The 26217-nt window shown below is 47.3% G+C and carries 27 protein-coding genes; 19 read left to right on the top strand and 8 right to left on the bottom strand.

The window, feature by feature from the left end; genetic code table 11:
- Positions 1-39: 39 nt before the first annotated feature.
- The 3 genes from ABY044_RS08725 to ABY044_RS08715 are packed head-to-tail and all read right to left on the bottom strand — an operon-like array spanning position 40 to position 5102.
- Positions 40-2202, bottom strand: coding sequence for a tRNA(Met) cytidine acetyltransferase TmcA (locus tag ABY044_RS08725; RefSeq protein WP_373019946.1), 2163 nt, complete (start codon positions 2200-2202; stop codon positions 40-42).
- Entirely contained in the window at positions 2199-4193 is a 1995-nt protein-coding gene (locus ABY044_RS08720; RefSeq protein ID WP_373019945.1) for a putative bifunctional diguanylate cyclase/phosphodiesterase, read from the bottom strand. Before ABY044_RS08720 ends, ABY044_RS08725 begins: the two co-directional genes overlap by 4 nt.
- A gap of 30 nt (positions 4194-4223) precedes the next feature.
- Positions 4224-5102, bottom strand: a complete 879-nt coding sequence (locus tag ABY044_RS08715) for a sulfurtransferase (RefSeq protein WP_373019943.1) — start codon at positions 5100-5102, stop codon at positions 4224-4226.
- 292 nt (positions 5103-5394) lie between these two features.
- Between ABY044_RS08715 and mnmC the strand changes: the two genes are divergently transcribed.
- The 9 genes from mnmC (at position 5395) to gorA (ending at position 14296) form a co-directional block, all read left to right on the top strand.
- Positions 5395-7389 (top strand): bifunctional tRNA (5-methylaminomethyl-2-thiouridine)(34)-methyltransferase MnmD/FAD-dependent 5-carboxymethylaminomethyl-2-thiouridine(34) oxidoreductase MnmC, encoded by a 1995-nt coding sequence (mnmC, locus tag ABY044_RS08710; RefSeq protein WP_373019942.1) that lies wholly within the window; start codon positions 5395-5397, stop codon positions 7387-7389.
- 69 nt (positions 7390-7458) lie between these two features.
- A complete protein-coding gene (locus tag ABY044_RS08705) occupies positions 7459-8469 on the top strand; it encodes a hypothetical protein (RefSeq protein WP_373019941.1) in 1011 nt (336 codons plus the stop codon).
- A gap of 16 nt (positions 8470-8485) precedes the next feature.
- On the top strand, positions 8486-8680 hold the full coding sequence (locus ABY044_RS08700) for a hypothetical protein (RefSeq protein WP_373019940.1): 195 nt from the start codon (positions 8486-8488) through the stop codon (positions 8678-8680).
- Between the two features lie 4 nt (positions 8681-8684).
- Positions 8685-9272, top strand: coding sequence for a YfaZ family outer membrane protein (locus ABY044_RS08695; RefSeq protein ID WP_373019939.1), 588 nt, complete (start codon positions 8685-8687; stop codon positions 9270-9272).
- 112 nt (positions 9273-9384) lie between these two features.
- A complete protein-coding gene (locus ABY044_RS08690; protein WP_373019938.1) occupies positions 9385-10137 on the top strand; it encodes a competence/damage-inducible protein A in 753 nt (250 codons plus the stop codon).
- Between the two features lie 82 nt (positions 10138-10219).
- Positions 10220-11410: an NAD(P)/FAD-dependent oxidoreductase gene (locus tag ABY044_RS08685; RefSeq protein ID WP_373019937.1), complete on the top strand. Its 1191-nt coding sequence runs from the start codon at positions 10220-10222 to the stop codon at positions 11408-11410.
- A 58-nt stretch (positions 11411-11468) separates the two neighbouring features.
- Positions 11469-11918 (top strand): hypothetical protein, encoded by a 450-nt coding sequence (locus ABY044_RS08680; RefSeq protein WP_373019935.1) that lies wholly within the window; start codon positions 11469-11471, stop codon positions 11916-11918.
- Between the two features lie 145 nt (positions 11919-12063).
- On the top strand, positions 12064-12801 hold the full coding sequence (locus tag ABY044_RS08675; RefSeq protein WP_373019933.1) for a glutathione peroxidase: 738 nt from the start codon (positions 12064-12066) through the stop codon (positions 12799-12801).
- Positions 12802-12940: 139 nt separating this feature from the next.
- Positions 12941-14296, top strand: coding sequence for a glutathione-disulfide reductase (gene gorA / locus ABY044_RS08670; protein ID WP_373019931.1), 1356 nt, complete (start codon positions 12941-12943; stop codon positions 14294-14296).
- Between the two features lie 103 nt (positions 14297-14399).
- Here the strand turns inward: gorA and ABY044_RS08665 are convergent, their stop codons facing one another.
- Both ABY044_RS08665 and ABY044_RS08660 read right to left on the bottom strand, forming a co-directional pair.
- Complete coding sequence (locus ABY044_RS08665; RefSeq protein WP_373019930.1) at positions 14400-14792, bottom strand: PilZ domain-containing protein; 393 nt, start codon at positions 14790-14792, stop codon at positions 14400-14402.
- Between the two features lie 135 nt (positions 14793-14927).
- A complete protein-coding gene (locus ABY044_RS08660; protein WP_373019929.1) occupies positions 14928-15254 on the bottom strand; it encodes a PilZ domain-containing protein in 327 nt (108 codons plus the stop codon).
- A gap of 202 nt (positions 15255-15456) precedes the next feature.
- On the opposite strand from ABY044_RS08660, the gene ABY044_RS08655 reads away from it, so the two are divergent.
- A complete protein-coding gene (locus ABY044_RS08655) occupies positions 15457-16005 on the top strand; it encodes a gamma carbonic anhydrase family protein (protein ID WP_373019928.1) in 549 nt (182 codons plus the stop codon).
- Between the two features lie 68 nt (positions 16006-16073).
- Here the strand turns inward: ABY044_RS08655 and aroE are convergent, their stop codons facing one another.
- On the bottom strand, positions 16074-16913 hold the full coding sequence (aroE, locus tag ABY044_RS08650; RefSeq protein WP_373019926.1) for a shikimate dehydrogenase: 840 nt from the start codon (positions 16911-16913) through the stop codon (positions 16074-16076).
- 19 nt (positions 16914-16932) lie between these two features.
- Entirely contained in the window at positions 16933-17937 is a 1005-nt protein-coding gene (gene hemB / locus ABY044_RS08645) for a porphobilinogen synthase (protein WP_373019924.1), read from the bottom strand.
- Positions 17938-18026: 89 nt separating this feature from the next.
- Here hemB and ABY044_RS08640 point away from each other — a divergent pair, with 89 nt between their 5' ends.
- The 9 genes from ABY044_RS08640 (at position 18027) to ABY044_RS08600 (ending at position 25262) form a co-directional block, all read left to right on the top strand.
- The gene (locus ABY044_RS08640) at positions 18027-18476 is read left to right on the top strand and encodes a hypothetical protein (RefSeq protein ID WP_373019922.1); all 450 of its coding nucleotides are present in this window, start codon (positions 18027-18029) and stop codon (positions 18474-18476) included.
- 320 nt (positions 18477-18796) lie between these two features.
- Positions 18797-20158: a sulfite dehydrogenase gene (gene soxC, locus ABY044_RS08635; protein WP_373019920.1), complete on the top strand. Its 1362-nt coding sequence runs from the start codon at positions 18797-18799 to the stop codon at positions 20156-20158.
- Complete coding sequence (locus ABY044_RS08630; RefSeq protein ID WP_373019919.1) at positions 20145-21212, top strand: c-type cytochrome; 1068 nt, start codon at positions 20145-20147, stop codon at positions 21210-21212. The genes soxC and ABY044_RS08630 overlap by 14 nt, the downstream gene beginning before the upstream one ends.
- Positions 21213-21419: 207 nt before the next feature.
- Complete coding sequence (gene moaA / locus ABY044_RS08625; protein ID WP_373019918.1) at positions 21420-22421, top strand: GTP 3',8-cyclase MoaA; 1002 nt, start codon at positions 21420-21422, stop codon at positions 22419-22421.
- Positions 22422-22477: 56 nt separating this feature from the next.
- Positions 22478-22726: a molybdopterin converting factor subunit 1 gene (moaD, locus tag ABY044_RS08620; protein ID WP_373019916.1), complete on the top strand. Its 249-nt coding sequence runs from the start codon at positions 22478-22480 to the stop codon at positions 22724-22726.
- Between the two features lie 6 nt (positions 22727-22732).
- On the top strand, positions 22733-23197 hold the full coding sequence (gene moaE, locus ABY044_RS08615) for a molybdopterin synthase catalytic subunit MoaE (RefSeq protein WP_373019914.1): 465 nt from the start codon (positions 22733-22735) through the stop codon (positions 23195-23197).
- Between the two features lie 81 nt (positions 23198-23278).
- Positions 23279-24481 (top strand): gephyrin-like molybdotransferase Glp, encoded by a 1203-nt coding sequence (gene glp, locus ABY044_RS08610; protein WP_373019912.1) that lies wholly within the window; start codon positions 23279-23281, stop codon positions 24479-24481.
- Between the two features lie 3 nt (positions 24482-24484).
- Entirely contained in the window at positions 24485-24982 is a 498-nt protein-coding gene (moaC, locus tag ABY044_RS08605; RefSeq protein WP_373019910.1) for a cyclic pyranopterin monophosphate synthase MoaC, read from the top strand.
- Positions 24969-25262 carry a GIY-YIG nuclease family protein gene (locus ABY044_RS08600; RefSeq protein ID WP_373019908.1) on the top strand — a complete coding sequence of 98 codons (294 nt, stop codon included), beginning with the start codon at positions 24969-24971 and terminating at the stop codon, positions 25260-25262. The genes moaC and ABY044_RS08600 overlap by 14 nt, the downstream gene beginning before the upstream one ends.
- Before the next feature lie 67 nt (positions 25263-25329).
- Here ABY044_RS08600 and ABY044_RS08595 read toward each other — a convergent pair.
- Positions 25330-26217: hypothetical protein (locus tag ABY044_RS08595; protein WP_373019907.1), on the bottom strand; the 888-nt coding region annotated here is incomplete at its 5' end.

The following is a 26217-nucleotide window of genomic DNA, read 5'->3' as shown; positions in this document are numbered from 1 at the left end:
GTATTCGACCGTTGAATGCGGGCTTTTTGTTTTTATGGATTAGATTTTTCTTCCGATCTCTCTTAAAGCGGACTCCACTCCTTTTCTGCCGGCAAGATGATGGTTATGTGCCACGTCTTGCCAACTGTGTTTTTTCAAGATCTTGTCGCACCAGATTGCCTGCTCCTGTTTTGAGGCTTTTGCCAGTCTCATCGGAGAGCGGATACTCCATTCCCAAAGCTGTCCGCTAATGGACTCGTAAGCACGCTTTTCGTCCAGGAAGCAGCGTAGTGCTTCTTCCAGTTGAGGTTGTTGGGTTTTGAAGCGAAAGGTTTGCAGGATGCATAGAATCATCGGTGCGGAGATGAACGGCAACGATTCCATTAAAGTGTGAGGGAATTGTGCCTGAAAATTCCGTTGTATTTGAGCGATAGCCTGTTGTGCCATGGAAGAAAGCGCTTGGACGACGACCAGATTGTAACTGCCGCTGGCCTTGTCGCGTTTTACACCGACGTGCACCGGACGGTAGTCTTGATGAAACCAGAACGGCAGCAATTCTTCGCTCGCACCGAAGCTGCTGCTTAAATAATCTACCCGAGCCAATTGGGCTTTGGCTTTAAGTTCGGACAGCAGTCGCTTACCGATGCCTAAGCGTTGGTATTGTGGGTGGACGGCAATACGCATGATGCGCCAGGTCGACAACATCAGGAAATTGGCTTGAGCATAATTTTTAACCAACAACTGCGGAACCAAGTGGCCGTGCACACGATGGTGGTTGGGCATGATTTTGCCCTCTTCGACACAAAGCGTTACGCCAACGATTTTCTGCTGGTAAGTCGCCGTAATAATGGTTAGGTTGGGCGCACTGAGCAGTTGTTGTAAGTCGTTTGGAGTCGTTTGGTAATGTGCCTGTACAAGCAAGCTAAAAACCTCGTGGAGGCGCTCTGAGTTTTCCGACAAAGAGGCTGCGGAATGCGATTGGAGCTCCAAAGATTCTTGTTGTAACGAATCGAACGTTTTCGAAGTGATTTCGCTCTCTTCCAAGGGCGCCGGATTCAACAATAAGGCGCGATTGACGGCCTGTTCCAGCGGGTCGTTATGCGCCCAACGTATTGGTTGGTTCAGGTGAAGGTTTTTCCAATCCGGCGTCAGGGAGTTCAAGGTTTTTTTAAAGCGCAATTCGAACCCTCTTCCGGAACCTTCGTAGCCGTGCAGTGTGGTGGCGAACACCATGCGATGATGGCGTTGTAGTAGTTGGGTCAGTAACGGGGTGGGTAGATGGGCGGCTTCGTCCACCATAAACACATCGGCCGACGTCGGTTGCAGTACCAGTTGATCCGGCGCGATAAATTCGAAGACCTTGTTTTCGTCTTGATAGTTGAAACAGACCCGTCCCGCTTGTTCCGCAGTTAATTCCACTTGCGGATAGAGGTTTTTAATTTGGTGTATTGCTTGTTCAAAAGCGACGCGAACCTGGTCGAGACGACTTGCGGTCAGGACAATGTGTTGTTTTCCTTTTATCAGGCATTCAACGGCGGCGATACCAAGTAGGCTGCTTTTGCCCCGACCCCGGTCGGCGCTGATGACAAGGGGGCGTTTCCGATGCCCGAAAGCAACCGAATCGATCGCTTCGATCGCTTGTTTCTGGTCTGTGGTGGGCAGTTGGATTGGCGGCAAACTTTTTTGTTCGACGAGCTGTCGAGTGATGTCCGTCAAGGTGTCTTTGTGTGGATCGTTTTGGTGGCACCATACTACTTGGTGATTTTGTTCGTTTTGCCACTGGCGGATAAGATGTTCGTTGAAATAGTGGGTGGCCTGATCGATCGTGTAAGGGCTGCTCAAGAATCGGGCGTTTTCAGGGTTCGACATGGTCCGCCACTGATCAAGATCGGGAGTCAACAGTACCAGTAACCCACCAGCGCGAATCAGGCCGGCCACAATGCCTAGGGTGTTTGCGCTGTAACCTTGCCTTAGATCGATGATGACGCCGTCGGCTTCCTGTCCAAGGTAGTGCGGAAGACGTTTGCTTGGAATCGCTTCCGGTTCATAACCTTTAATGGTTTCGTTTGCCGTTTCTCCAATCCATAAAACCCGTTCGTCGGATTGCCAGAGTCCGGCAAGTTCTCGAATCTGCCAGTCGGGTTGACCGCTGAGAATCACTAGACATCGATGTTGATGGGTTTGCAGCAATGAACGTAGGTTGGATAAAGAGGGTGAATTCATGAATTATCGAGCCAGTCGGTTAAAGGTTTTGGTTTGCCTAGGAAATAGCCTTGGCCGTAAGTAATGCCGATGCGTGTGAGTTCAATGACATCTTGTTCGGTTTCCACATATTCGGCGACGGTTTCTTGATTGCGTAATGCGCTGATTTCTTGAATATAACGAATAACCGCCTTGTCCGAAGGGTCTGTATGCATATCTTTGACGAAGCTGCCGTCTATCTTAATAACGTCAAACGGTAAGCTTTTGAGGTATTCGAACGAAGACATGCCGGTACCGAAATCGTCTAATGCTAAACCGATACCGATGTTTTTCAACCATTCGATAAAAGGTTTCGCCTGGCTGAAATTCCCAACGGCGGAAGTTTCGGTCAGTTCCAGGTCCAGTTTGTACCAAGGGAAGTTGAAGTTCTGAACCGCCTTTTTGACTCGGGCTTGGAAATCGGGATGGTTAAGTGACGACCCGGCGAGATTGATATGAACCGAATGCAACTGGTTTAGGTGTTCGGGATTTTCGGTTACTTGTATGAGGTATTGCCATAATACGAAACTGTCGATTTCCGCCATCAGTTGATAGCGTTCTGCGGTTGGAAGAAAACTGTCGGGAGGAATCAGGTTGTTTTCACTGTCCCATAGGCGTAACAGAATTTCGTAACTGAACTGTTCGCTTTCCTTCTGTAACGGAACGATGGCTTGAGCATACAGCTCGAAACGCGACGGACCGTTCGATAGTGCCTCTTTGATGCAGGCGGCGGTGATGACTTCCTGATTGCGTCTCGAGGAAAGGTCGTCTTCCGGGCGGAATAGGTAGAGCTTATTGCGCCCCGAAGCTTTAGCGGCATAAAGTGCATTGTTGGACGCTTTGAACAATTCTTCGATGGTGTAGATAAATGGCTGGAAGATAACCACTCCGATGGAAGCGGAAACCGAGAAAGCCTGGCCTTGCCATGAAAAACGGAAATCGCGTAAACCCTTCAAATATTGCCGGGCGAAGTTAAGTCCCTCTTTTTCATTGGTGTTGCGTAACAGAATAAAGAAGTCATCACCGTCGGTTCTTGCCATTAAGGCATTTTCCGGCAGGGTGTTCTGACATTCGAGCGCAATCATCTTCAGTAGTTCGTCTCCCGCTTCGTAACCGGCCGTTTCGTTGACGAGCTTGAATTGGTCCAGATCGATATGGATCAGAGCATGGGAGGGGTTGTTAAGGTCTTTAAGCACTTGTTGAAGCTGATTTTCAAGATAGTAACGGTTGTAGAGCCCCGTGAGCAGGTCGTGTTCGGATTGATAACGCATTTGTTGGGTGGTTTCGGAGATCTGGGACATCATCTGATTGAAACCGTCGAACAGTGATTTGACCTCGTTTTTGGACTGGGTTTGTAATACGGGGTATCGGTTCTGGGTCGGCTCACTCTCTTTCATCGCTTGGGCCAGTGTTTCAAACGGTTTCGAGTAGCGACGGCTTAGCCAATGCGTCAGGAAGAATCCGATCAAAAGCTCTAGCGGAAAAGCGATGATGAGATAGGTTAAATGTTGGTTGAGCTGGGTGGTCAGATCTTGCATGTCGACAATGTAAATGACATCGCCAAAACGATGGTTGTCTACCATCAGTGGATGTTTGACGTAAAGGTCTTCCCCGTCAAAGCGCGGTTGGGTCGTGGCCTCACGGATTAGATGGCTGTATTCATCTTTATGTTTCCGTGAATATTCGAAAATCGCTTTCTGTTGTTCGTTGTAGAGTACTACCTGGTCTACCGATTCAAATTGTGACAAGCGAAAAGAGAGGTCGGAGTAAACGTCGGTTTGGTCGCTGACAACGGCTTTGAGCATGTCGTGACTCATGGCCTTGTTTAGGGTATGCGATAACTCGATCGCGAGTTCTTGACGCTCTTTTTGGTCAAGAAAATAGGCTAAGGAAAGGGTAATGATCGTAATGCCGAGCAACATTAAGGAGGTCAACATGAACAGTTGCGTGCGGATGCTGAGTGATCGCCACATTCGAAAAGGCCTTTTAGTTTTATCGTTCAATTATCTTTCGATCGGTAAAGTAATGTCATTGCCCCACTCTTTCCATGAGGCGTCGTAGTTGGCTACGTTATAACCCAATTCTCTCAATGCCAAATAGTTGGTTGCCGAGATGCGACCGATAGCGCAGTAGATAATAATCTTACTTTTTTTAGGGATAAAAGAGTAGAGTTCATTCAATTCATGCGTGCTTTTCAGGTGCGTGAGCTGATGGTCTTCCGCGAGGTTATGCGAAGCCGGAATGTTGATTGCAGTGGGGATGTGGCCGAAACGTTTAGCTGAGGAAACCAACCCTTTATAGGCGTCGTTAGGTCTTGCGTCGATAATGATTTGATTCGGGGTTTTGCTGGCGATCAAGGTCGTCAACTTGGTTGCGAGCCGGTCGTGGTTGAGTGTCGGGATATAGTTGCTTGTTTGGGTTTTCGGTATTAAGTCATCAACCGGATAATTATGATCGAGCCAAGCATCGTATCCTTGGTCGAGTACTCTGACATCGGTGAAACCGTACACTTCTAATGTCCAGAACACTCTGGCCGCGTTGGCCATTTTGCCGTCGTCATAAATTACCAGAGAGGTGTCGGTATTGATGCCGAGCGATTGTAAAAGATTTTGTATGCGAGCCGGTTGGGCGATGCGGCCATCGATTTGCTTGTCGATATAGGTCCAAACTTCAGGAAAGTTGAGGGCACCCGGGATATGGTTTTGCTGGTAATCTTCGGGAGAGCGGCTGTCCAAAATGACCAGATTCGGAGAGTTTAATTGCTGCTGCAGTTGTTCGACGGAGAGACGCAACGGTTGTTCGGCGAAAGCGGGTTGGCTCAGACAGAAAAGCAATGATGCCAGTAAAGCAAGATATTGCCGGGATAGTCTGTATCTAACCATATTACGCCTCCTCTCGATCATGGTTTTTATCGTTGGTTGGATGACCTTGTTTTTTATAGTTTTATTTCACCCATACCGACAATAATGGCGTCTTGGCTGATGCCTTGTCAAGCCTTGTCGATTTTATCTGCCTGGTCGTGTTTCGTTTATGTGGGTCGGTAGAATTCCATTTATGCATGATTTTGCTTACTTTCCGCTCTGGGAGAAAGTAATTTGCGAATTTTCAGGCGGGAAACTCTATAATTTCAACCTTAATACCGAGATGACGAATACGCCGAAGGCTTTCTGAAAGATGCATACACCAAAACTCACCTTAGCCCAAGTGCAGTGGACCGAAGAAAATGTCCCGTTTTCGGAACGGTTTGACGATTTCTATTTTTCGACCGACGACGGTTTGCAAGAAGTCGAATATGTGTTTCTTAAGCATAATTTTTTAGCGCAGCGTTTTGGCGATTTGTCCGGTCAAAAAACGTTCCGAATAGCCGAGACCGGTTTTGGGTCGGGATTGAATTTTCTGTCGGTGGCGAAGTTATGGCTTGAAATAGCGCCGAAGGGTGCGCAGCTACATTTCATCTCATTCGAGAAATATCCTCTCACCGTAGAGGATTTGCAACGTGCTCATCAGTCTTATCCGACTTTATCCGTTCCGGCAAAGGAACTGCGCGATCATTTTCCTCTGTTGTTGCCCGGTTGGCACGATGTCTGGCTGTTTGAAGGACGTATTCGCCTGACGTTATGGTTTGGAGACGTCCTGAAGGGCTTGCCTGAATGTGACGCCTCCATCGGTTCGAAAGTGGATGCTTGGTTGTTGGATGGATTTACCCCTTCAAAAAATCCGCAAATGTGGCAACCGCCTCTTTATCAGCAAATGGCACGTCTTAGTCATTCAAAAACCACTTTCGCGACGTTTACCTCGGCGGGTGAGGTGCGTCGCGGTCTACAAAAAGTAGGCTTTGAGGTTAAAAAGGACGTCGGTTACGGCAAAAAACGCGAGATGTGTTTTGGGTCGCTTGTTCAGCAGCGGCCATTCAGCTTAAAGGCGCCGTGGTTCAGTCGTCCCGAACCGGTGGCGACTGGCCGTGCCATTGTCATCGGAGCCGGGTTGGCGGGTGCCGGCGTCGCCAATAAGTTAGCCGAAGCCGGATGGAAGGTAACGGTATTGGAAGCGCAAGGTAACCCTGCCACTCAGGCGTCGGGAAATTTAGCCGGCGCCGTGCATCCGTTGGTGACGGCAGATTGGAATTTGCGAAGTCAGTGGTATCTTCAAGGTTTTGAAGCGACGTTGCGCACGTTGTTGCCCTGGCTGCAAAAGGGCGAGATACTCGGTGATCTGACGGGATTGGTGCAATTAGCGGTAACGGAAGTGGGCGCGAAACGGGTTGAAGAGGCGTTTGCACGCGTGGGATTGCCGATGGATTTTGCCGAACAATTAACGATTGAAAAAACGAAAGAGAAGATCGGTGGACAGGCGGCGGTTGCGGGGTTGTTTTTTCCTCAAGGGGGGTGGGTTAATCCACCTTCGGTTGTTCGACGTTGTTTGCGGCATCCCAATATTGAGGTTCATTACTTGCAAGAGGTTAAGGATTTCAAACGCGTTGGCAATGGTTGGCAAGTCGTCACACAGGATGGCTCTTATCAGGCGGAGAGTCTGGTGGTGGCAACGGGGTCGCTCAACGTCCGTTTGAACGAGCGGCTTGAATTGCCGATTCGGCCGGTAAAAGGCCAGGTGACGCATCTTACTGAAACCCAACAGAATTGGTCGTTAAATTGTGCCGTAACGCATGAAGGTTATTCGGCACCTTGCGGAGAAGGAATGGCGGTGACCGGTGCAACATTTGAGGCGCCGGATATGAGTGAGATACTCTCAGAAGACGGGCATCAGGCGAACTTGCAGCAAGCGGCCAAAGCGTTGCCGGGCTGGCTTAATGCCGAGTCAGGTGAGGTTGAGGGTAGAATCGCCTTTCGTCCGACGACCCCGGATCATTTGCCGATAGTGGGGGCGGTGGCCGATCCGGAATGGATCCAGGAAGCTTACGTCACTCAGTCTCATACACACGCGGTTTATCGATATCCGCCACAGAAATATTTGCCGGGTTTATTCGTTTCCAACGGGCATGGTCCGAGAGGATTAATGTCGGTTTTTTTAGCGGCGGAAAGCATAGTTGCCGATCTGCAGGGAGATGCGCTGCCGCAGCCATTATCTTTGTATCACGCCAGTCACCCTGCCAGATTCGTTATTCGTCAATGGCGAAGCGGTCATGTTGGCAGGCAAACGGAAGATGAATAAATGAGTAGAAATCTGTATGATTGGGTAACTGGCTGTAGTCCTTGTCATAACTGAGGAAATATTGTGAAAATGGATAGATCAAATATCGTTTCTTCGTCGAATTTTTTTAGGTCGTTTATTTTTATTGCAGCTTTATGTTCGGGGGGAATGTTGGTTGCGCCGACTTTTGCCGATGAGGCGGTAGATTGGGTTGAACAAATGCCCCGGGATAGCGCTTATCTTTATATGGCCGCCGAAGTTGATGTCGGTACGGATATGCAAGCGGCAACAGGTCAAGCCGAACAGTTGGTTAAGCAAGAGTTTGAACGTTTATTTGCCTTTTCTTATGAACCTCAAGACAGTCAAACATCATTAGAGCGCGCCCTACGAAGAGAGGTTGTTTCCAAGTTACCGGCGATGACGTTGCCGGAAGTGGAGTTTGTTAGCAATGAGGTAAACGAAGAGAAATCCAAGCTCTATGTATTAGGTCGGGTTTCCAGGCAGACGATGTTGCAAATGACAGAAAAGCGTATGGCGGAGATCGAACGGCATTTAAGCGATTACCGTCATGTCGGTGAAGATGGCGAACGTATCACTCAACTAAGAGTCATATTGCCGGCGCTGCCGGAAGTCGAAGAGTATAAGGCTTTAAGGGTGGTAGCAGCGAAGCTTGGAGCATCCGTCAAACCCAAGCAAACGCCGATAGCACTGCTTTTGGATCGTAAGATAACGATTTTATTCAATGAATTTTTGGTGATGTTGGACGATCGTATTCCCGAGGCAGTGGAATACGAAGCCGATCTTGCAGAAGCGTTACGAAAAAAAGGGCTGCAAATCAGTGCCAAGCAGCCGGATTTGGTTTTAAAATACATCATCGAAAGGACGGGTGAGTACCAAGAGGATCAACCTTTAGGGTTATCTGCGAAGATCGATATGCTGGATCCGCGGCAAGTCGCTTATGCCTCCTATGAGGGCGCGATTGAATTGGAAAATACGCTGACTCCCGAAATTGAACGGAAGGCGTTGGATTTGTTTGCCGACGACGTGTTTAAAGCCCTGACCGTGCGGTTATTGGAAACGACTTACCAAGAAAAATCATAAGAGTAAAGAAGCCTCTATGTTCGGAAAAATCAGTTTTATTATTTTAGTTATTGTTTTTATTGTGCTTGCCATTATGTTCGACTGGTTCGGCAGTCGGGATTTGGCGAAAAAAGGTGTTGATAAAGCACAGGTCGCGGTTGAACACCTGGAGTCAACCGGAGATAAAGTCAGTGACGTAATTGAATCAATCAATGATAAAGAAGGGAAATAATTTGATGCGCGCGAAATTCACATTTAAGGCCGTTTTATTGGCGGCTTCTACCTTGTTGGTCACACCGGTTTCTGCCGATTCTTTGGGATTGGATTTAGCGGTGTCTGATGAAACAGCCAATTTTGGAATTTTCTCTCAGGCACAATCGCCTGTGGATTCGACTCGTTATGCCGCGCATTATTTTTATAACGAACCGGGCGATCGAGTGTATTCCGTTTCTGCCGGCGTAGAACGTAAAGGCATGGCCGGAAACCCGAACCTTGAACTTGGCCTTAAAGGAAAAGCATTTTACCTGACCCAAGACAGTCACGATTTGGACGGTTACGGCTTGATGCTAGGGGTTAGCGGGCGCTACTGGTTGCCGACGCAGTCTCCGGCCGCCATTTCGGTCGAAGTGTTGCATGCTCCCGAGATTGTTGCTTCGGGCGATGTAAATTCGATGACGGAAATGGCGGTACGTGCAGAATTGCAGATTTTACCGAGTGTCACCGGCTTTATCGGTTTCCGTTATCTGACGTCGGATTTGACGGTCGATTCTAATTATGAGCTTGATAAAAATGCACATATCGGGGTGGAAGTCAGTCTGAACTGATAGGGGTCAAAAAACCCCTAAGGTTTTTTTTATTCTTCTAAAGACGAATGTTTGAACGCCAAAGAGGCATGCAGACGGCAAAGAGTTACGGTTTCAACGCGGGAGTTTAAACGTGCAACAGACGCCTAAGATTGGTTTGATTATCATCGGTGACGAAATTCTTTCGGGAAAACGTCAGGATAAGCATCTTTCGCAAGCGAACGAACTGCTGAGACCGCGCGGTTTGGCGTTGAGTTGGGTTCGTATTTTGGGAGACGAACCGCAGTTGCTGACCGAGACCTTAAAACAGAGCTTTGAATCCGGTGATATTGTTTTCTGTTTTGGTGGTATTGGCGCCACGCCAGACGATAGAACTCGTCAGTGCGCAGCTAAGGCTCTCAATTTACCTTTGGAAGCGCATCCGGAAGCCGTAAAAGAGATTGAAGCCCAGTTCGGCGATGAAGCGTATCCGCAACGGATTCGTATGGCGGAATACCCTCAAGGCGCCGAAATTATTCCTAATTTTTATAACCGCGTTCCCGGGTTTTCTATTCAACAACACCATTTCATGCCGGGATTTCCGATGATGGCGAAACCGATGATGGAATGGGTTCTGATGAATTATTACGACCAATTGGTGTGTACGCCGACCGTGGAAAGGGCGATCCGTCTTATCGACGGCCAGGAGTCGGAATGGGTGGAGTTCATGCAGCAGTTCGAGCAACGTTTTCCTGATCTGAGATTATTCAGTTTGCCTAAAATTGACGAGAACGACCGGCGTACGATCGAACTTGGTGTCGAAGGGCTCCCTGAAGAAGCCGAGGTCGGATTGGGTGTGTTGATCGAGGAAGCAACGTCTCGTTCCCAGGAATGGGAATTGGTTTAGGTGAAACTTCGCCCGTTCCGTCAATCGGACTCATTTTAGATGATGAATCTCTATTCTTTTGTGCTTTTGGAATCAGGTCGTTTTGCAAAACAATAATCATAAAAATGTCGATGTATTAATTATCGGAGCCGGAGCGGCCGGACTGATGTGTGCGGCGACGGCGGGTTACCGGGGTAAGCAGGTTCTGGTGATCGATCATGCTCCAAAGGCGGCAGCCAAGATTCGCATTTCCGGTGGCGGTAAATGCAACTTCACCAATTTGGACGTCTCTGCCGAGAATTACATTTGCCGGAACCCTCATTTTGTTAAGTCTGCCCTATCTCGCTATCCTTCTGCTGCGTTTATCGAATTGGTGGAGCGCCATGGTTTGGAATATGAAGAACGCGAACTGGGTAAGTTGTTTTGTCGCGAACGCGCTTCCGATTTGATTCAGATTTTACGCACCGAATGTGATTGGGCGGGTGTTGAGTTTTTATTGAAAACAGCGGTGGATAGGGTTAAATCGATAGACGATGACCGGTTTGAGGTTGAAACTGAGCTGGCTGTGATTCATTGCGATAAGTTGGTGGTCGCAACCGGCGCCTTGTCTTTTCCCAAGTTAAAAGCCAGCGGTTTCGGTTACCGGATTGCCGAACAGTTCGGGTTAAACGTGATTCCGCAATCTCCGGGTTTAGTACCGCTGGTATTTTCCGGTAAATGGCAGCAACGCTTTTCCAGTTTAAGCGGCTTGTCGATAGAGGTTGAAATTCGCGCTAACGGTCATGCGTTTAACGAAGCCATGTTGTTTACCCATAATGGATTAAGCGGGCCGGGCATCTTGCAGGTTTCGAATTATTGGCAAGTAGGGCAGCCGATTGAAATAAATCTGTTGCCGAAACAGGACGTGTATGCGCAATTATTGGCCTTGAAGACTTCCGGTAAGTCGTTATCCAAATGGTTGAATCAATTTTGGCCGAAGCGTTTTACACAGATGTGGTTGGAGAATTATCCAATGGACGCCGATATAGCGAATCAGTCAAACGAAAATTTAAAAGCCTATGCCGATCAATTGACGCATTGGCGGATTTATCCTGAATCGACCGCCGGTTACGACAAGGCGGAAGTGACTTTGGGAGGCGTGGATACCGACGAGGTTTCGTCCAAGACCTTTGAAGCTAAGAAACAACCCGGTTTGTATTTTATCGGCGAGGTTCTTGACGTAACCGGCCAGTTGGGTGGATACAATTTCCAGTGGGCCTGGGCTTCTGCCGTGGCTTGCGGACTGGAATTGTAGCGCTCGTCTTGGCTTGTTATGATACGTGACATTATTTGAATTTTTTAGTGAGAGACGAATGAATTTATTGAATTTAGATCCGCAAACCCGACAGCCTTTTTCAGCGACGGTTCAAACCTTGATTCAAAAGCATAAGATCGATCCGAAAGAGATTTTTCTGAATGTGCTTGAGAGTCAGGAAGCGCCGGAAATGAATTATTGGATGACGATGGTACTGGTTCAGGAGCATTTTGTGTCTCCACAGTTTGAAGTGGGCAATGATGCCGCGGGCGAACCGGTCAAACCGTTGCAGGCGGCTTGCTTGTTACAGAATGTCGGAATGGTGGCTGCTCTATTGGAGTTGAACGGCTTCAGCGGTTCGGTGACCGATCGGGATTTTCAATTGTGTGCCCGCATCGCTTCGCAACACGAAGATCAGGCCATATTGGGTTTGCTAATGAAGTATGCGCAAGAAAAAGAGGTCCTGGAGCCTTTTATGAGGGCTTTGCAAGGATCAACCTTACAGTGATGGGATTTAGAAAATCTTGATAGCTAATTGCTATCGTTAACATATAAACAATCAATTTCACTAATTGATTGTGGTTCCGTAAACTGTACCCAAGTCAAATGAATGGCGAAGAGTACAGTTAAATTCATATCAAGAGGTGTTAAAGATGGCATTAGAAAATATTGAAGGTCAAAAGGTACCGGCAGTCACATTCCGTACAAGACAGAAAGACGAGTGGGTGAATGTTACGACAGACGAGTTGTTTGCCGGAAAGACAGTAATTGTATTTGCACTTCCTGGTGCGTTTACACCAACCTGTTCATCAAGCCACTTACCGCGTTATAACGAATTGGCCGGTGTATTTAAGGCAAACGGTGTTGATGACATTATCTGTCTATCCGTTAATGACACGTTTGTTATGAATGCTTGGGCCGAAGATCAGGAGTCTGACAACGTCACTTTAATTCCTGACGGTAACGGTGAGTTTTCTGATGGCATGGGCATGTTGGTAGATAAAACCGATCTAGGTTTTGGAATGCGTTCATGGCGTTATTCGATGCTGGTTAAAGACGGCGTTATCGATAAGATGTTTATCGAGCCTAACGTACCTGGCGACCCGTTTGAGGTTTCCGATGCAGACACCATGCTAGGTTACATTAATCCGGAAGCACAGCCGCCGAAGGTTGCGACTATCTTCACTAAGCCGGGTTGTCCTTTCTGTAAGAAAGCGAAAGCCATGCTTGAAGAAAACGGAATCAACTATGAAGAAATTACGATTTCTAACCATGGTCCAAGTTCGAAAACCTTGCGTGCGGTTGCATCTGCCAGCACAGTGCCTCAAGTCTTTATCGAAGGCGAGTTGATCGGCGGTTCCGACGATCTAGAGGTGTTTTTGTCAAAATAAGCTTTTTCGAAGCGACCAAATCGGTCGCTTCGATTAAACGCACGACAAGATAAATGCAAAAGGGTCTTTTGGGGCGGTGTTAATGCCCCGAGTTCAGGCCCTTTTTTGTTTGGGGCGTTGTTAGATAAAAGGAAAAGAGATGAAGTACGATTATGATTTGATTGCCATTGGTGCCGGTAGTGGTGGGCTTTCGGTAGCGGAACGTGCAGCGGAATACGGAAAGAAATGTGCAGTCGTCGAGGCCAAAAAATTAGGCGGAACTTGCGTTAATATTGGCTGCGTTCCTAAAAAAGTTATGTGGTTCGGCGCGCATATCGCCGAAGCGTTGCGTGACGCGCCGGATTTCGGGTTTCACGTGGAACAAAAGGGCTTCGACTGGAGCACCTTGGTAGAAAAGCGCGAACAGTACATTAACAATATTACTACTTGGTATGGCGGTTATATGTCCGATAAGGGCGTAGATGTACTTCAGGGTTGGGGAAGTTTTGTAGATAATCATACCGTTGAAGTGGATGGTAAGCGATATACAGCCGAAACCATTGTCATCGCCCCGGGTGGAACGCCAACGATTCCGCAAGAGACTGAAAACGCCGATTTGGGGATTACGTCGGATGGATTCTTCCAGTTAACGGAACAACCTAAAAAAGTGGCGGTCATCGGAAGCGGTTACATTGCGGTTGAATTGGCGGGTGTCTTCCAGGCGTTAGGATCGGAGACGACACTAGTGAGCCGTAAGGATTTGGTCTTGCGTGGTTTTGACGACATGATTCGCGAAACCTTAACCGATGCGATGTTAGAAAGCGGGTGTAAAAAAGAATACCACTTTGCCGTGAAGAAGCTGGAGCGAGCGGAAGACGGTACTTTGACGGTCTACAGTACCGACGGACAAATGATTAGCGGATTCGATCAGGTGGTTTGGGCTGTCGGCCGTCAAACGTTGATCGAACCGCTTAAGCTGGAAAACATCGGATTACAGGCAAACGGATACGGATTTATTGACGTCGATGATGAACATAGAACGGCGGTTGATAATGTCTTTGCTATCGGTGACGTGACCGGCCAGCCTCAGTTGACACCCGTAGCTATCCGGGCGGGACGTTACCTTGCCGAGCGTTTATACAACAACAAGCCTCACTTGAAGTTGGATTTGAGTTCGGTGCCGACGGTGATCTTCTCGCATCCACCTGTGGGAACGGTTGGATTGGCCGAGCATGATGCGCGTAAGCAGTACGGGCACGATAACGTTAAAGTCTATACCTCGGAATTTACGCCGATGCGTTATGCGTTCACCAAGCACCAGATTAAAACGGCATTAAAGCTGGTTGTGACGGGAGAAGAAGAGAAGGTTGTCGGTATTCATATTGTCGGCGACGGTGCGGACGAGATGTTGCAAGGATTTGCTGTGGCCGTGCAAATGGGCGCAACCAAGGCGGATTTGGATGCGACGATAGCCATACATCCATCGAGTTCAGAAGAATTGGTCACTATGCGTTAATGTTTTGGCATATTGAGATCGGATAAAAAAAGCCTGGCTATGCCAGGCTTTTTTTTATGATTTGATTAATTTTTAACGCTTAATTAAGTTTGTTTTATTTTGATTAAAAAAGCGTTGCTTTAGGATCGTGGGATTTAACCGCTCCTAAAGATGTGTACATGTTTGCCAGTTTCTTCAATAGTTGTCTATATTCAAAAGTGACGGTCTGCAATTTTGCACCAATCACATGCTCATCGTCATCCTGCGTAGATCGAATCACTTCAATCGGAAGTCTGAATGAAACGGTTTGCTCGTCCAGTTCTACGTCAAACAGCAGTTCAACCTCGTCGCCCGGGATAAGGGGAACGGCACTTAAAAACCCGACGCCGCTAGCTGAAAAGTTGATGATCGTGGTGTAGATCTGTTTATCATCTTGTAAAAGAATAGACGCCTTATGGGACGGATACCGTTCAGCCTGGCGTTTGTCTGCATTTGATGTTTTTTGTTTTGGTGACATAGCAGTACCTTAAATGAGGTCTGTATTAAAAATTGTTTAAAGCACTATATCAGAAAAATTATATATCTGTATAGCCAATATAATCAGTTAACTTTATAAGTATATAGTGATTAATGTGTATTTTTGATCGTGCAGTTAAGCCGCCGAAAGTTTTTCGTAAAGCGCTAAATAAGCTTGGGTCGGAAAATCCAGCTTTACACCAATGTGGGCATTGAATTGCAATGGAATGCAGTGCCTGACTTGTGCCTTAAATTGAAATGAACGCGGTTTGTCTGCCTCCGGAATGTCGAAATGGATTTCAATGCGATCGTTTACCTGTAAGGCAATATCCGAAATTAACCCGACACCGTGCATTGAAAAGTCGGTCATAGTGGCGTAAATGTTTTGGTTTCCCGATATTAACAAGACGGGACGATTGGAAGGTATCCGTTTGGCAAAGCGTTTTTCAACCGGTTGAGACATAAACAATTCCTTTAGTAGCAATACTAATAGGGTTATTATAGCTAGAGTATCGGTGGTGAAATGCAGCTTTGTCATGAATGATTTTTTAACGGCATAAGTTTGAGTTATGTCTTGGCGGGTGGGGTTGAACGGCTACGTTTTGAAATGAGTTTGGCTGCGTTATAATCCAAGGTCTCGAATAAATGATTATGGGATAAACGGAATGGCGATTAGAAGTTACCGAGGTATAGTGCCTGTGATGCACGAAACGGCTTGGGTGGACGAATCATCTGTGGTGATCGGGAAATGTGTGTTGGGAGAAGATGTCAGTATTTGGCCAAATGCTACGCTTCGTGGCGATGTAAATGATATCGTTATTGGCGACCGCTCAAATATTCAAGACGGTTGTGTTGTGCATACCACGCATGAAAGTGAAATTTCCAAGGGATCCAAGTGTATTGTCGGCAAGGATGTGACCGTCGGGCATAACGCAGTTTTACATGGTTGTATCATTGAAGACGAGTGTTTAATCGGCATGGGTGCGGTGGTATTGGATAATGCCGTAGTGCAAAAGCATGTACTTGTGGGGGCGAACAGCCTGGTGCCGCCGGGCAAAGTTTTGGAAAGCGGTTATTTGTACGTGGGCTCTCCGGTCAAACAAGCGAGAGCATTGACCGAACAGGAGTTGGCCTTTTTCAAATATTCCGCCGGGCATTACGTGAAATTGAAAGATCAGTATCAGAGCGAAGATGCTTATGATGAAGAGGAATAAGGGGTAGTGCCGTAAGATCCCTGTCAAATCAAACCCAACAGACTTGTTGGGTTTGATTTTCGGAAGACTTAGTTTTTATCCATCATTTCTCTGACGGTTTCGATGACTTGTGAGGTCTGTGGACGGACGCCGCGCCATAAATAAAAAGCTTCGGCGGCTTGGCCGACCAGCATTCCCAAGCCATCCATAGTGGAACAGTCTGGTTGGTGCTGTTTTGCCCAGTTCATGAACACCGTCGGTTCCTGCCCGTACATCATGTCGTAGACCAAGCTGTTAGCCGCGATCAGATCGCTTGAAACAGGCGGCAGTTTACCCTCCAAACTAGCCGAAGTGCCGTTGATGATGATGTCGTAAGGACCATTTGGAATGTCGTCCCATCCGCTGGCACTAATTGGAACCGGGCTTTGAAAACGTTCGCCTAACACTTCGGCGCGTTTTGCCGTCCGGTTGGCAATGTGTACCATCGCCGGTTGCTTTTCGAGTAGCGGCTGCAAAATCCCCTGAACGGCTCCGCCGGCTCCAAGAATCAATACTTTTTGATTTTTGAAAGGTCGGGAACCGTTGATTTCAATGTCATTGACCAAACCGATGCCGTCGGTATTGTCGCCGATAGTGGTGCCGTCTTCGTTAAAGATAAAGGTGTTGACGGCATGCGCGGTTTGAGCGCGTTCTGAAAGCGTGTCGGCATATTCAAAAGCGTCCAGTTTATAAGGCACGGTGATATTGATGCCCTTATAACCGCGATTCTTTAAGTCCGCCATTGCCCACTCGAACGAAGATTCGTCGGTATCTACCAGGATGGCTTCATAGCTGATGTCTTCGCCGGTCTGTTCGGCAAATAAACGATGAATAAGTGGAGATTTTGAGTGGGCGATTGGGTAGCCGACCACCGCGTATGCATCCGTCATAGTAGCTTGAGTTCCTGAATTAGCGATTTTCGTTTAACCAGATGGCAGCCAGTTTGGCGTAATAGGTCAAGATGCCGTCTGCACCGGCACGCTTGCAGCTAAGCAAGGTTTCCATAACTACGGCGCGTTCGTCTATCCAGCCGTTTTGGGCGGCGGCTTTAAGCATCGCATATTCGCCGCTGACATGATAAACGTAAGTCGGTGCTTTAAACTCGTCTTTGATGCGGCGCACGATGTCCAGATACGGTACGCCGGGTTTGACCATGACCATGTCCGCACCTTCATTCAAGTCTAAAGAGACTTCGTGTAGCGCTTCGTTACTGTTGGCCGGATCCATTTGATAGGTATATTTATTACCTTTGCCTAAGTTGCCGGCAGAACCGACCGCGTCACGGAACGGGCCGTAGAAAGAAGATGCATATTTTGCCGAGTAAGCGATGATGCGGGTGTTGACGTGACCGTGGTCTTCAAGCAGTTCACGGATTTCGATGATGCGACCGTCCATCATGTCTGAAGGTCCGATCACGTCGGCACCGGCGACGGCATGCGATAACGCTTGCTGCATTAATACGTCCACGGTGTCGTCGTTAAGCACATAACCGTTTTCGTCGATAATACCGTCTTGACCGTGGGTGGTGAACGGATCCAGAGCCACGTCGGTCATGACGCCCAGTTCCGGACAGGCTTGTTTTACCGCGCGAATCGCTCTCTGTGCCAGTCCGTCGGGATTATAAGCTTCGGCTGCATCCAGTGATTTGGCTTCGTCCGGAGTGACCGGGAAAAGGGCGATCATAGGAATTCCAAGGTCGTAAATTTCTTTGGCTTCCGCTACTAAAAGATCTATACTCAAACGCTCAACGCCCGGCATGGATTTAACCGGTTCACGGGTGTTGTGCCCTTCAATAACGAACATCGGCAAGATCAAATCGTTTGTGGTTAGAACGTTTTCACACATTAAACGGCGTGAAAAAGCGTCTTTACGCATTCGACGCATGCGGGTAATGGGATATTGACGATCAATCATAACGAGAACCTTTGTAAGAAACTGAATAACGCTAAATGGAAGTGTTTGAATGATACTATTCAAACCTGAAAAAGAAAAGGAGTGAAGCGGTGAGTGAGCAGGTGGAATATGTTTTTTTTGATGAACCTTTGGCACAGAAATTTGCGGACTTTTGTGTATCCCAATCCGTAAAGCCCTCTTTGATTGTTGAGGAGATGCCATCGGGTGAAAACTCATACTCCGTTCAGTTCAAAGACGATGTTGATGGGGACGTCATTGAATTGATTGAAGAGGCTTATAATGAAATGTTTTTTGGCGAGCAGGCGGCACAGATTGAAGGTAACGATGACGGCGGAGCCTTGGCCGATGCTTGCGGAGTACAAGTGATGTTGCAGTCCGGTGAATACACGACGGTCGCCATTCATCCTGAAATCATGAATAAGATATTGTCGGTGTTAAGCATTGATGAGTTGCAGAAGTTTCTGAGTCAGGTTGCCGAAGATATCGAGAACCCTAAGTCCGGACCGATCTGCCGTAGAGAAAATTTGCCTGGATTGTAACTTGTTGATTTTTATTAAGATGGATGGGTTTTTGGTGCTTTATGTTAGATATTGTCCTTTAAGGTGGATTTTTCTACATAAAAGTACTTACAAATAGATTGTCGGCACATCCCCTATAAAAAAATTATATAAGTGATTTCTAATTTTTGTGTAGTTCATGGCTTGAAGTATTGGGTTATAAAACATATCATTACAGGCCAGCAAAATATGTATAGCCGGTACTCGGTATCGCAGTACAAGTACACGCTAACTAAAATAAATTAAAACTCTTGAATCTGGGGTGTTGTTGCCAGGCAACAAGATCAATCAAGGAGCATTAAATGACAGATCAAAACGTAGAAAAGGTTGCGGTTCAAACTGAAGAAAGCCGTAGCCAAAGCCGTCGTGCCTTTCTAAAAGGTGGTGCGGCTGTAGCTGGAGGCGTGCTTTTCACTAAGGCCGCTTCTGCTGCAGAAGGTGCGGGTTATGACGCTAAAAAAGCAGTTGCGCCATATGCCGGTAAGAAAGAAATTACAGAAGTACTACAAGATGGTGCAGCTCGTAAATCTTTAGGTTTCGGTGTTCGTAAGTACCCTTATGGTATGCCTTCTCCATTCGAGAAAGAAGTTCAACGTCGTACTCTAGAGTGGTTGACTCCTGACTCAATGGCGTCTATCACCATGACTCCGCTACAAAGCTTGCACGGTATCATCACTCCAAACGGTCTTCACTTCGAGCGTTTCCACGGTGGTGTACCAACAATCAACCCAGATGATCACCGTTTAGTAATTCACGGTTTGGTAGAGCGTCCATTGATCTTCACTATGGATGATCTTAAGCGTTTCCCATCTGTCTCACGTATTCACTTCGTTGAGTGTCCTGCGAACGGTGCGATGGAATGGAAAGGTGTTCAGTTGAACTCTGTTCAGTGGACTCACGGTATGATGTCTTGTGTTGAATACACTGGTGTACGTCTATCTGACCTATTGAAAGAAGCGGGTATCAAGCCGGAAGGTAAGTGGATCATTCCTGAAGGTGCGGATGCATCTGGTATGGCACGTTCTATCCCGCTTGAAATCGCTATGGATGACTGTTTCGTTGCTTACGCGCAGAACGGTGAAGCTCTACGTCGTGAACAGGGTTACCCAATCCGTTTAGTTGTTCCTGGTTGTGAAGCGAACATGTGGGTTAAATACCTACGTCGTATCCAAGTTCACGATGTGCCTATGCAGCACCGTGAAGAAACATCTAAGTATACTGAATTGATGCCTGACGGAACTGCACAGCGTTTCTCATGGTACATGGAACCAAACTCAGTAATCACTTACCCATCACCAGACTTCAAAATGCAAGGTCCTGGTAAGTACTTCGTTCGTGGTCTAGCATGGTCTGGTCGCGGTAAAGTTGCTCACGTTGACGTATCGTTCGACGGTGGTAAAAACTGGAAAGAAGCTCACTTTACTTCTCCTGTTCTTGATAAGGCTTGGACTCGTTTCGAAGTTGAATGGGATTGGGATGGTTCAGAAGCATTCCTAATGAGCCGTGTTACAGATGAAACCGGTTATGTTCAGCCGCCTATGCCGCAAATGCGTAGCTTAGAAGGTACAAAAAACGTTTACCACCGTACTGCGATGGTTACATGGCGCGTACACGCTTGGGAAGACGGCAAAAACGGAGGCATGATTGAAAATGTTCAGTACTAAAAAAACATTCGTTGCAGCAGCAGTTGCAACTTTATTTGCTGGTTCTGCAAGCGCAATGAGCGGAAGCTCTGACGGTGCGGCTTCTGGTGAGAAAATCAACGGTAAGTACGCTGCGGATTACGCAGAAATTATCAAAGCAAACGATGGTAAATACCTAGACGCTAAAGTAATTGAAGCGATCCTTGGTAAAGACGCTACTTACGGTCGTGACGGTTTGGAAGGTAAGTTAGATCCTGCTAACCCTTACTCTTTCGAAGTTGACGACAGCATCGACGGTGGTAACCACGGTAACGCTCAGTGTAAAGTTCCTGCGGCTTTCACTGAAGTTCACGACAGTGTTAACAAGAACTACTACAGCGATGCTAACTTCACTGCATACGGCTTCGGTACTCCGATTGCTGAAACTGCAATGAAGAAGTGGAACATCACTGTAGACGGTGACGGTAAAGGTCTTCCTGATGCTTCAGTTGGTATGACTGTTGAGAAAGGTGCTAAGATTTACGTTCAATACTGTGGTATGTGTCACGGTGAATTCGGTGAAGGTGCTAAAGGTTATCTTCCTCTAGCGGTTGAAGAAAACCTTGTTACTTCTGACTTCTACGATCCAGCTCCGATGAAAGCTGTTGGTAACTACTGGCCGTATGCGGTTACTTTGTTCGACTACATCCGTCGTACAATGCCTTTCTGGACGCCTAACGCTCCGTTCATCGGTGATGCAGGTTACATGGGTATGACTGGTTATATCCTACAATCTAACTACATCAAGTTGGATTCAGAAGGTACTGAAATTCAAGACGAAGATTTCTTCAACTCTGAAATGTTGATGAAAGCTAACAAGTTCATGAAGAACCAAGGTAACTTCTTCTGTGACCACCGTCCTGTTATTCATAACGAGCGTTGCATGACTAACTGTCCTGATGCGCAAGTTGGTAACGGTAAAGGTGACATCCATAGCTATCGTCAAGCACGTAAGCTACCAGATGGTACTCCTCAGTATAACGTTCCTCAACGTATGCATGAAGATCCACCAGGTGTAGGTCACTCTGGTATGTAATCAACCGATTACATCGAAGTTGAAAAAGCCCGCTTTTATGCGGGCTTTTTTTGTTTCAGGGCTTTTAAAATACGCCTTAAATAGACACTAATAAATTCTCTATTTTTTTAAATACATTATTGAATTCTAATGCATTATTCGTGTAAAATGCGTTATTCCCATCTGGCTATAACGCTAGGCAATAATTAGAATGAGACAGACCTTCTGATGAGAAAAGAACTGATTGATCCATTTAATCGAAAAATCGAATATGTACGTGTTTCGGTGACCGATAAATGTAATTACCGTTGTGGTTATTGCATGCCGGAACAAGGGGTGCATCCCGAAGGTCAGCATACCGAATATCTGTCTTATGATGAATTGGCGCGGATTATCAAAGCGTTTGTAAATTTAGGCGTCGCTAAAGTCCGTTTAACCGGAGGAGAACCTTTGGTTAGAAAGAATCTCCCCACTTTTGTCGGGCAGATCAGCCAGTATGACGGGCTTGAAGATATTGCATTATCAACCAATGCACATCACCTTGAAAGAGAGGCCTTGGCACTTAAAGAGGCGGGAATTACACGGGTCAATATTTCGATCGACTCCCTTAAGCCGGAGCGTTTCAATAAAATTACCCGCGGCGGTAACCTTGAGAAGGTCTTGGCTGGGGTTGATAAGGCTCTAGAAGTAGGAATGCAACCGGTTAAGTTCAATATGGTGGTCATGAAAGGTACCAATGACGACGAGATTGAAGCGATGGTGGATTATGGCCTTGAGAAAGGTGTTGAAGTGCGCTTTATCGAAACCATGCCGATCGGTCCGGCCGGCGTGAGTATGATGGATCAGCACTATCCGGCAGAAAAAATTCTGGCAAGAATTAAGAAGCACGTCGGTAAGGATCTACTGCCGTCTTCAGGAAAGACGCATGACGGCCCTTCGCGTAATTTCTTGATTGCCGGAACCAATACGCGTATCGGTGTAATTTCCGCCGTTTCACAACACTTCTGTGAAACCTGCAACCGTGTTCGTTTAACGGCCCGCGGAGTCTTGGCACTGTGCCTTGGTCAGGAAGATTCGGTTGACCTGCGCACACCGCTCAGAAATGGTATCTCCGACGAAGAGTTGGAGCAGCTGATAACGGATGCGATGTTGAAAAAACCGGAAAGACATTTCTTTAATGAAAATGTCCACAATATTGAATTCAGACAAATGGTCCAACTTGGCGGTTAATACAAACCGACAAACAGAAAATTGATTGGTATCCAATCCAGTAGAGGATAAAAACGATGGTAAACGTACTTTATTTCGCAAGCTTTCGGGAAATGTTAGGCAAGGCAGACGAACAGTTGCCAGCCAATCATAGCACTGTCGATTCGTTAATCGTCGAATTGGCTTCCCGTGGTGATAATTGGAAGCAAGCGTTATTGGATAATCAGAACCTTCAGATCGCTGTTAACCACGATGTCGCTAACCGCCAAACGGAAATTCGCGCGGGCGACGAAATCGCCTTCTTTCCGCCGGTTACGGGAGGCTAAGGCTAAATGTCGACTTATCCTTATATCAAGGTTCAGCAAGACGATTTCGATTTGACGACCGAAGTTGCCAAATTGCGTGAGGGTCATACCGATATCGGTGCGGTTGTTTCGTTTGTCGGGACCGTACGCGATATTAACGAAGGGGATGACGTTTCCGTATTGGAACTTGAGCATTACCCGGGTATGACTGAAAAGGCTCTTGAAAAAATTCGTCTTGAAGCGCACGAACGTTGGTCGTTGGAGTCGAGTGTGATCATTCATCGAATCGGTAAGATGTACCCGACCGACCAAATAGTTTTAGTGGCGGTCAGCAGCCGTCATCGAGAAAATGCGTTTTATGCCGCGCATTTTATTATGGATTACCTTAAAACCAATGCGCCGTTCTGGAAGAAAGAAACTTTGCCGAATGGTGAAGAGCGTTGGGTGGATGCCCGCTTAAGCGATAAAGACGCCGAACAGCGTTGGCAATAAACTTGTTATAGGTAACAAACATTAATTTTTAACGGATTCTGTCATTTCCCCGCTTTCGCGGGGATTTTTTTGAGATTGATTATGAAAACATTTGATGAAGCTTTGCACTATCTTTTAACTCAGGTTAAGCCTACCGAAAAGACCGAACGTATTCCGGTCTTTCAGGCGCTTGGACGTGTACTGGCCAAAGGCATTGTATCGGGTGTGAATGTGCCGCCGCACGATAACAGTATGATGGACGGTTATGCTTTGCATAGCTTTGATTTAGAGCACAACACGACCTTAAGCGTAAGTCAGCGTATCCCAGCAGGATCTCAGCCTCAAGCACTGAAACCGGGCACTGCGGCGCGTATCTTTACCGGTGCGCCGATTCCGGAAGGGGCGAACATGGTTGTGATGCAGGAAGAGACCGAAGCAGACGGCGAGCAGATCAAAATCAACGCAAAAAAGACGAAACCCGGCCAGAATATTCGACGATTGGGCGAAGACATCGGCTTGGGCGATGAAATTCTGAAAGCGGGGCATAAATTACGCCCGCAGGATTTAGGCTTGATCACCTCCATCGGAATCGGTGAAGTCGAAGTTTACCAGCCATTAAAAATTGCTACCTTCACGACCGGCGACGAACTGCTGGAGCCGGGTGAAGCTCCACAGCCCGGTAAAATCTACAATGCAAACCGCTATGTATTGGCCGGTCTGATTCCGGCGCTCGGTTTTGAGTTGATCGACTTGGGTCAGGTTGAAGATACGTTGGAAGCGACCGTCGAAGCAATGAAGCAAGCCGCTTCAATTTCCGATGTCGTTGTGACGACAGGCGGTGTCTCGGTGGGTGAGGAAGACCATATCAAGCCGGCTATCGAGCAGCTAGGTTCGCTGGATATGTGGAAGGTTAAAATGAAGCCCGGAAAGCCATTGGCCTACGGTGATATCCAAGGTACGCCTTTCATCGGCCTGCCGGGTAATCCGGTGTCGGCGTTTGCGACGTTCAACCTGTTCGCACGTCCCTATCTGTTGAAGATGCAGGGTGCTAATGAATTGAAGTCTAAACCGATTTGGTTGGAAGCCATTTTCGCATGGCCGCAAGTCGGTTTTAGACGCGAGTTCGCACGTGCCAAATTGGTCAACAAGAACCAGAAGACCTATGTCGACATCTATCCGAACCAGGGTTCCGGCGTTCTGACGTCGACCGTCTGGGCGGAAGGGTTTGTGGTCATCCCTGAAGATACTGTCATCCAAAAAGGTGATAAAGTAGCGTTTTATCCATTTAACCCGATTAATGAGTAAGTTATGACAACAGAGAACAAACTAACCCACTTGGACTCCAAAGGGCAGGCACGTATGGTCGATGTCAGCGAAAAGCAGCATACCGAGCGTGAAGCACGTGCTATGGCGGTGATTCGTATGCTGCCGGAGACGTTAGAGATGATCGTCGAAGGCAAGCATAAAAAAGGTGACGTCATGGCGACCGCACGTATTGCGGGAATTATGGCGGCTAAGAAGACGCCGGATATCATTCCTATGTGCCATCCGCTGATGCTGACGTCAGTGAAAGTTGAATTGACGCCGAATATCAAGAAAAGCTGCGTTGAAATCGTCGCCATCTGCAAACTGGTCGGGCAGACCGGTGTCGAGATGGAAGCTTTGACCGCCGCGAGTGCAGCCGCATTGACGTTATACGATATGTGTAAAGCCGTGGACAAAGGCATGATCATCGATCAGGTACAGTTGCTTGAGAAAAAAGGCGGTAAATCGGGTCATTGGGTGCGTCAGGGTGACGAAGTCTGATTCCGAAGTGGTCGTGAAAACCGAACAGGCCTGGTGGGTTTATCTACTGCGCTGTTCGGATGACAGTTTATATTGCGGTATCACTAACCGTTTGGAAAACCGGATAAGACAGCACAACGGCGAGATTAAAGGTGGTGCCCGATACACGCAGGCGCGCCGCCCCTGTCAATTAGTCTATCAAGAGGCAGCGGAAAGTCGTCAAAAAGCCTCACAGCGTGAATATGAAATCAAGCAGTATTCCAAACCGGAAAAGGAGCGCTTGGTTTTGCAAAAAAATTGAGTTCTTGAATATTCAAGTCGTGTTTAGTTTGGTTGTACCACAGAAACTCTTAATGCCAGAAGCATGATTACAGTACGATATACTCGCGATTGCCCGAAGCATCCGCTTCAAAAATCACCAGTTCAAAATTATTTACATGGTTTCGAAGTGTGGAGTTGCTCTCCCATTCGGCTTTGCTCGTGTTTTCAAGTACCAGGATGTCATAGTCGGCACCACCACTTATGTCATCGTTGATTTGTCCTGTCGAATCATTCCCGGCGGTACCGACCCACAAGATGTCATCGTCTTTGTTCATGTCCAGGTTTGAACCGGAGAGAACATTTCCTTGAATCCAGACCTTATCGTTACCCCAGCCGGCATCAAGGTTTTTCACTAAATCCGCGCCTAAGACGTAGGTGTCGTCCCCACGGCTTAGATCGACGTTGGCTTGAGATTGTCCGACGATATAAAGTTGGTCGTCGCCGTAACCGGTGTCGATGTTCGCTCCGGTTTCTTGATTGTGTCCGATCGCCAGATAGTCGTCACCACCACCAAGATTGAGGTCGGTTTCGACGTTTCGGTTGACCAGAATGACGTCGGGCGTATCAACGTCGTTGGAAACCGGAACCGTGTCGTCCGCCGTGATGTCAAAATCCTCATAGGTCGGCGTCAAGCCGGAACTGGTCGTCGTTGAGGAAAAGCTGTCCCAAGAAAGCATTTGCGAAAGAATATGGGCTTTTATTTCATAGCCGCTGATAGAGACGATCACGTCGTCAAAGAAGCGGTTATCCTCGTTTGAGGCGGTAGCTCGGTGATAATACAAATCGATGTCGCAGTTCTCTTTTGAGGCGACGTTTTGGCTGTTACAGTCATTTAAAGTGGCTTCACCGTCTTGGTTGTAAGCAACTAAGACCACGCTGGCGGTATTTAAATCAAGATTAGCGCTGTTGGACACAGTCGTTGCGTCACAAAGGGT

It is taken from the genome of Thiomicrorhabdus sp. (assembly GCF_041583835.1).
Classification (GTDB): Bacteria; Pseudomonadota; Gammaproteobacteria; order Thiomicrospirales; family Thiomicrospiraceae; genus Thiomicrorhabdus.
This window is presented reverse-complemented; position numbering and strand designations above follow the sequence as displayed.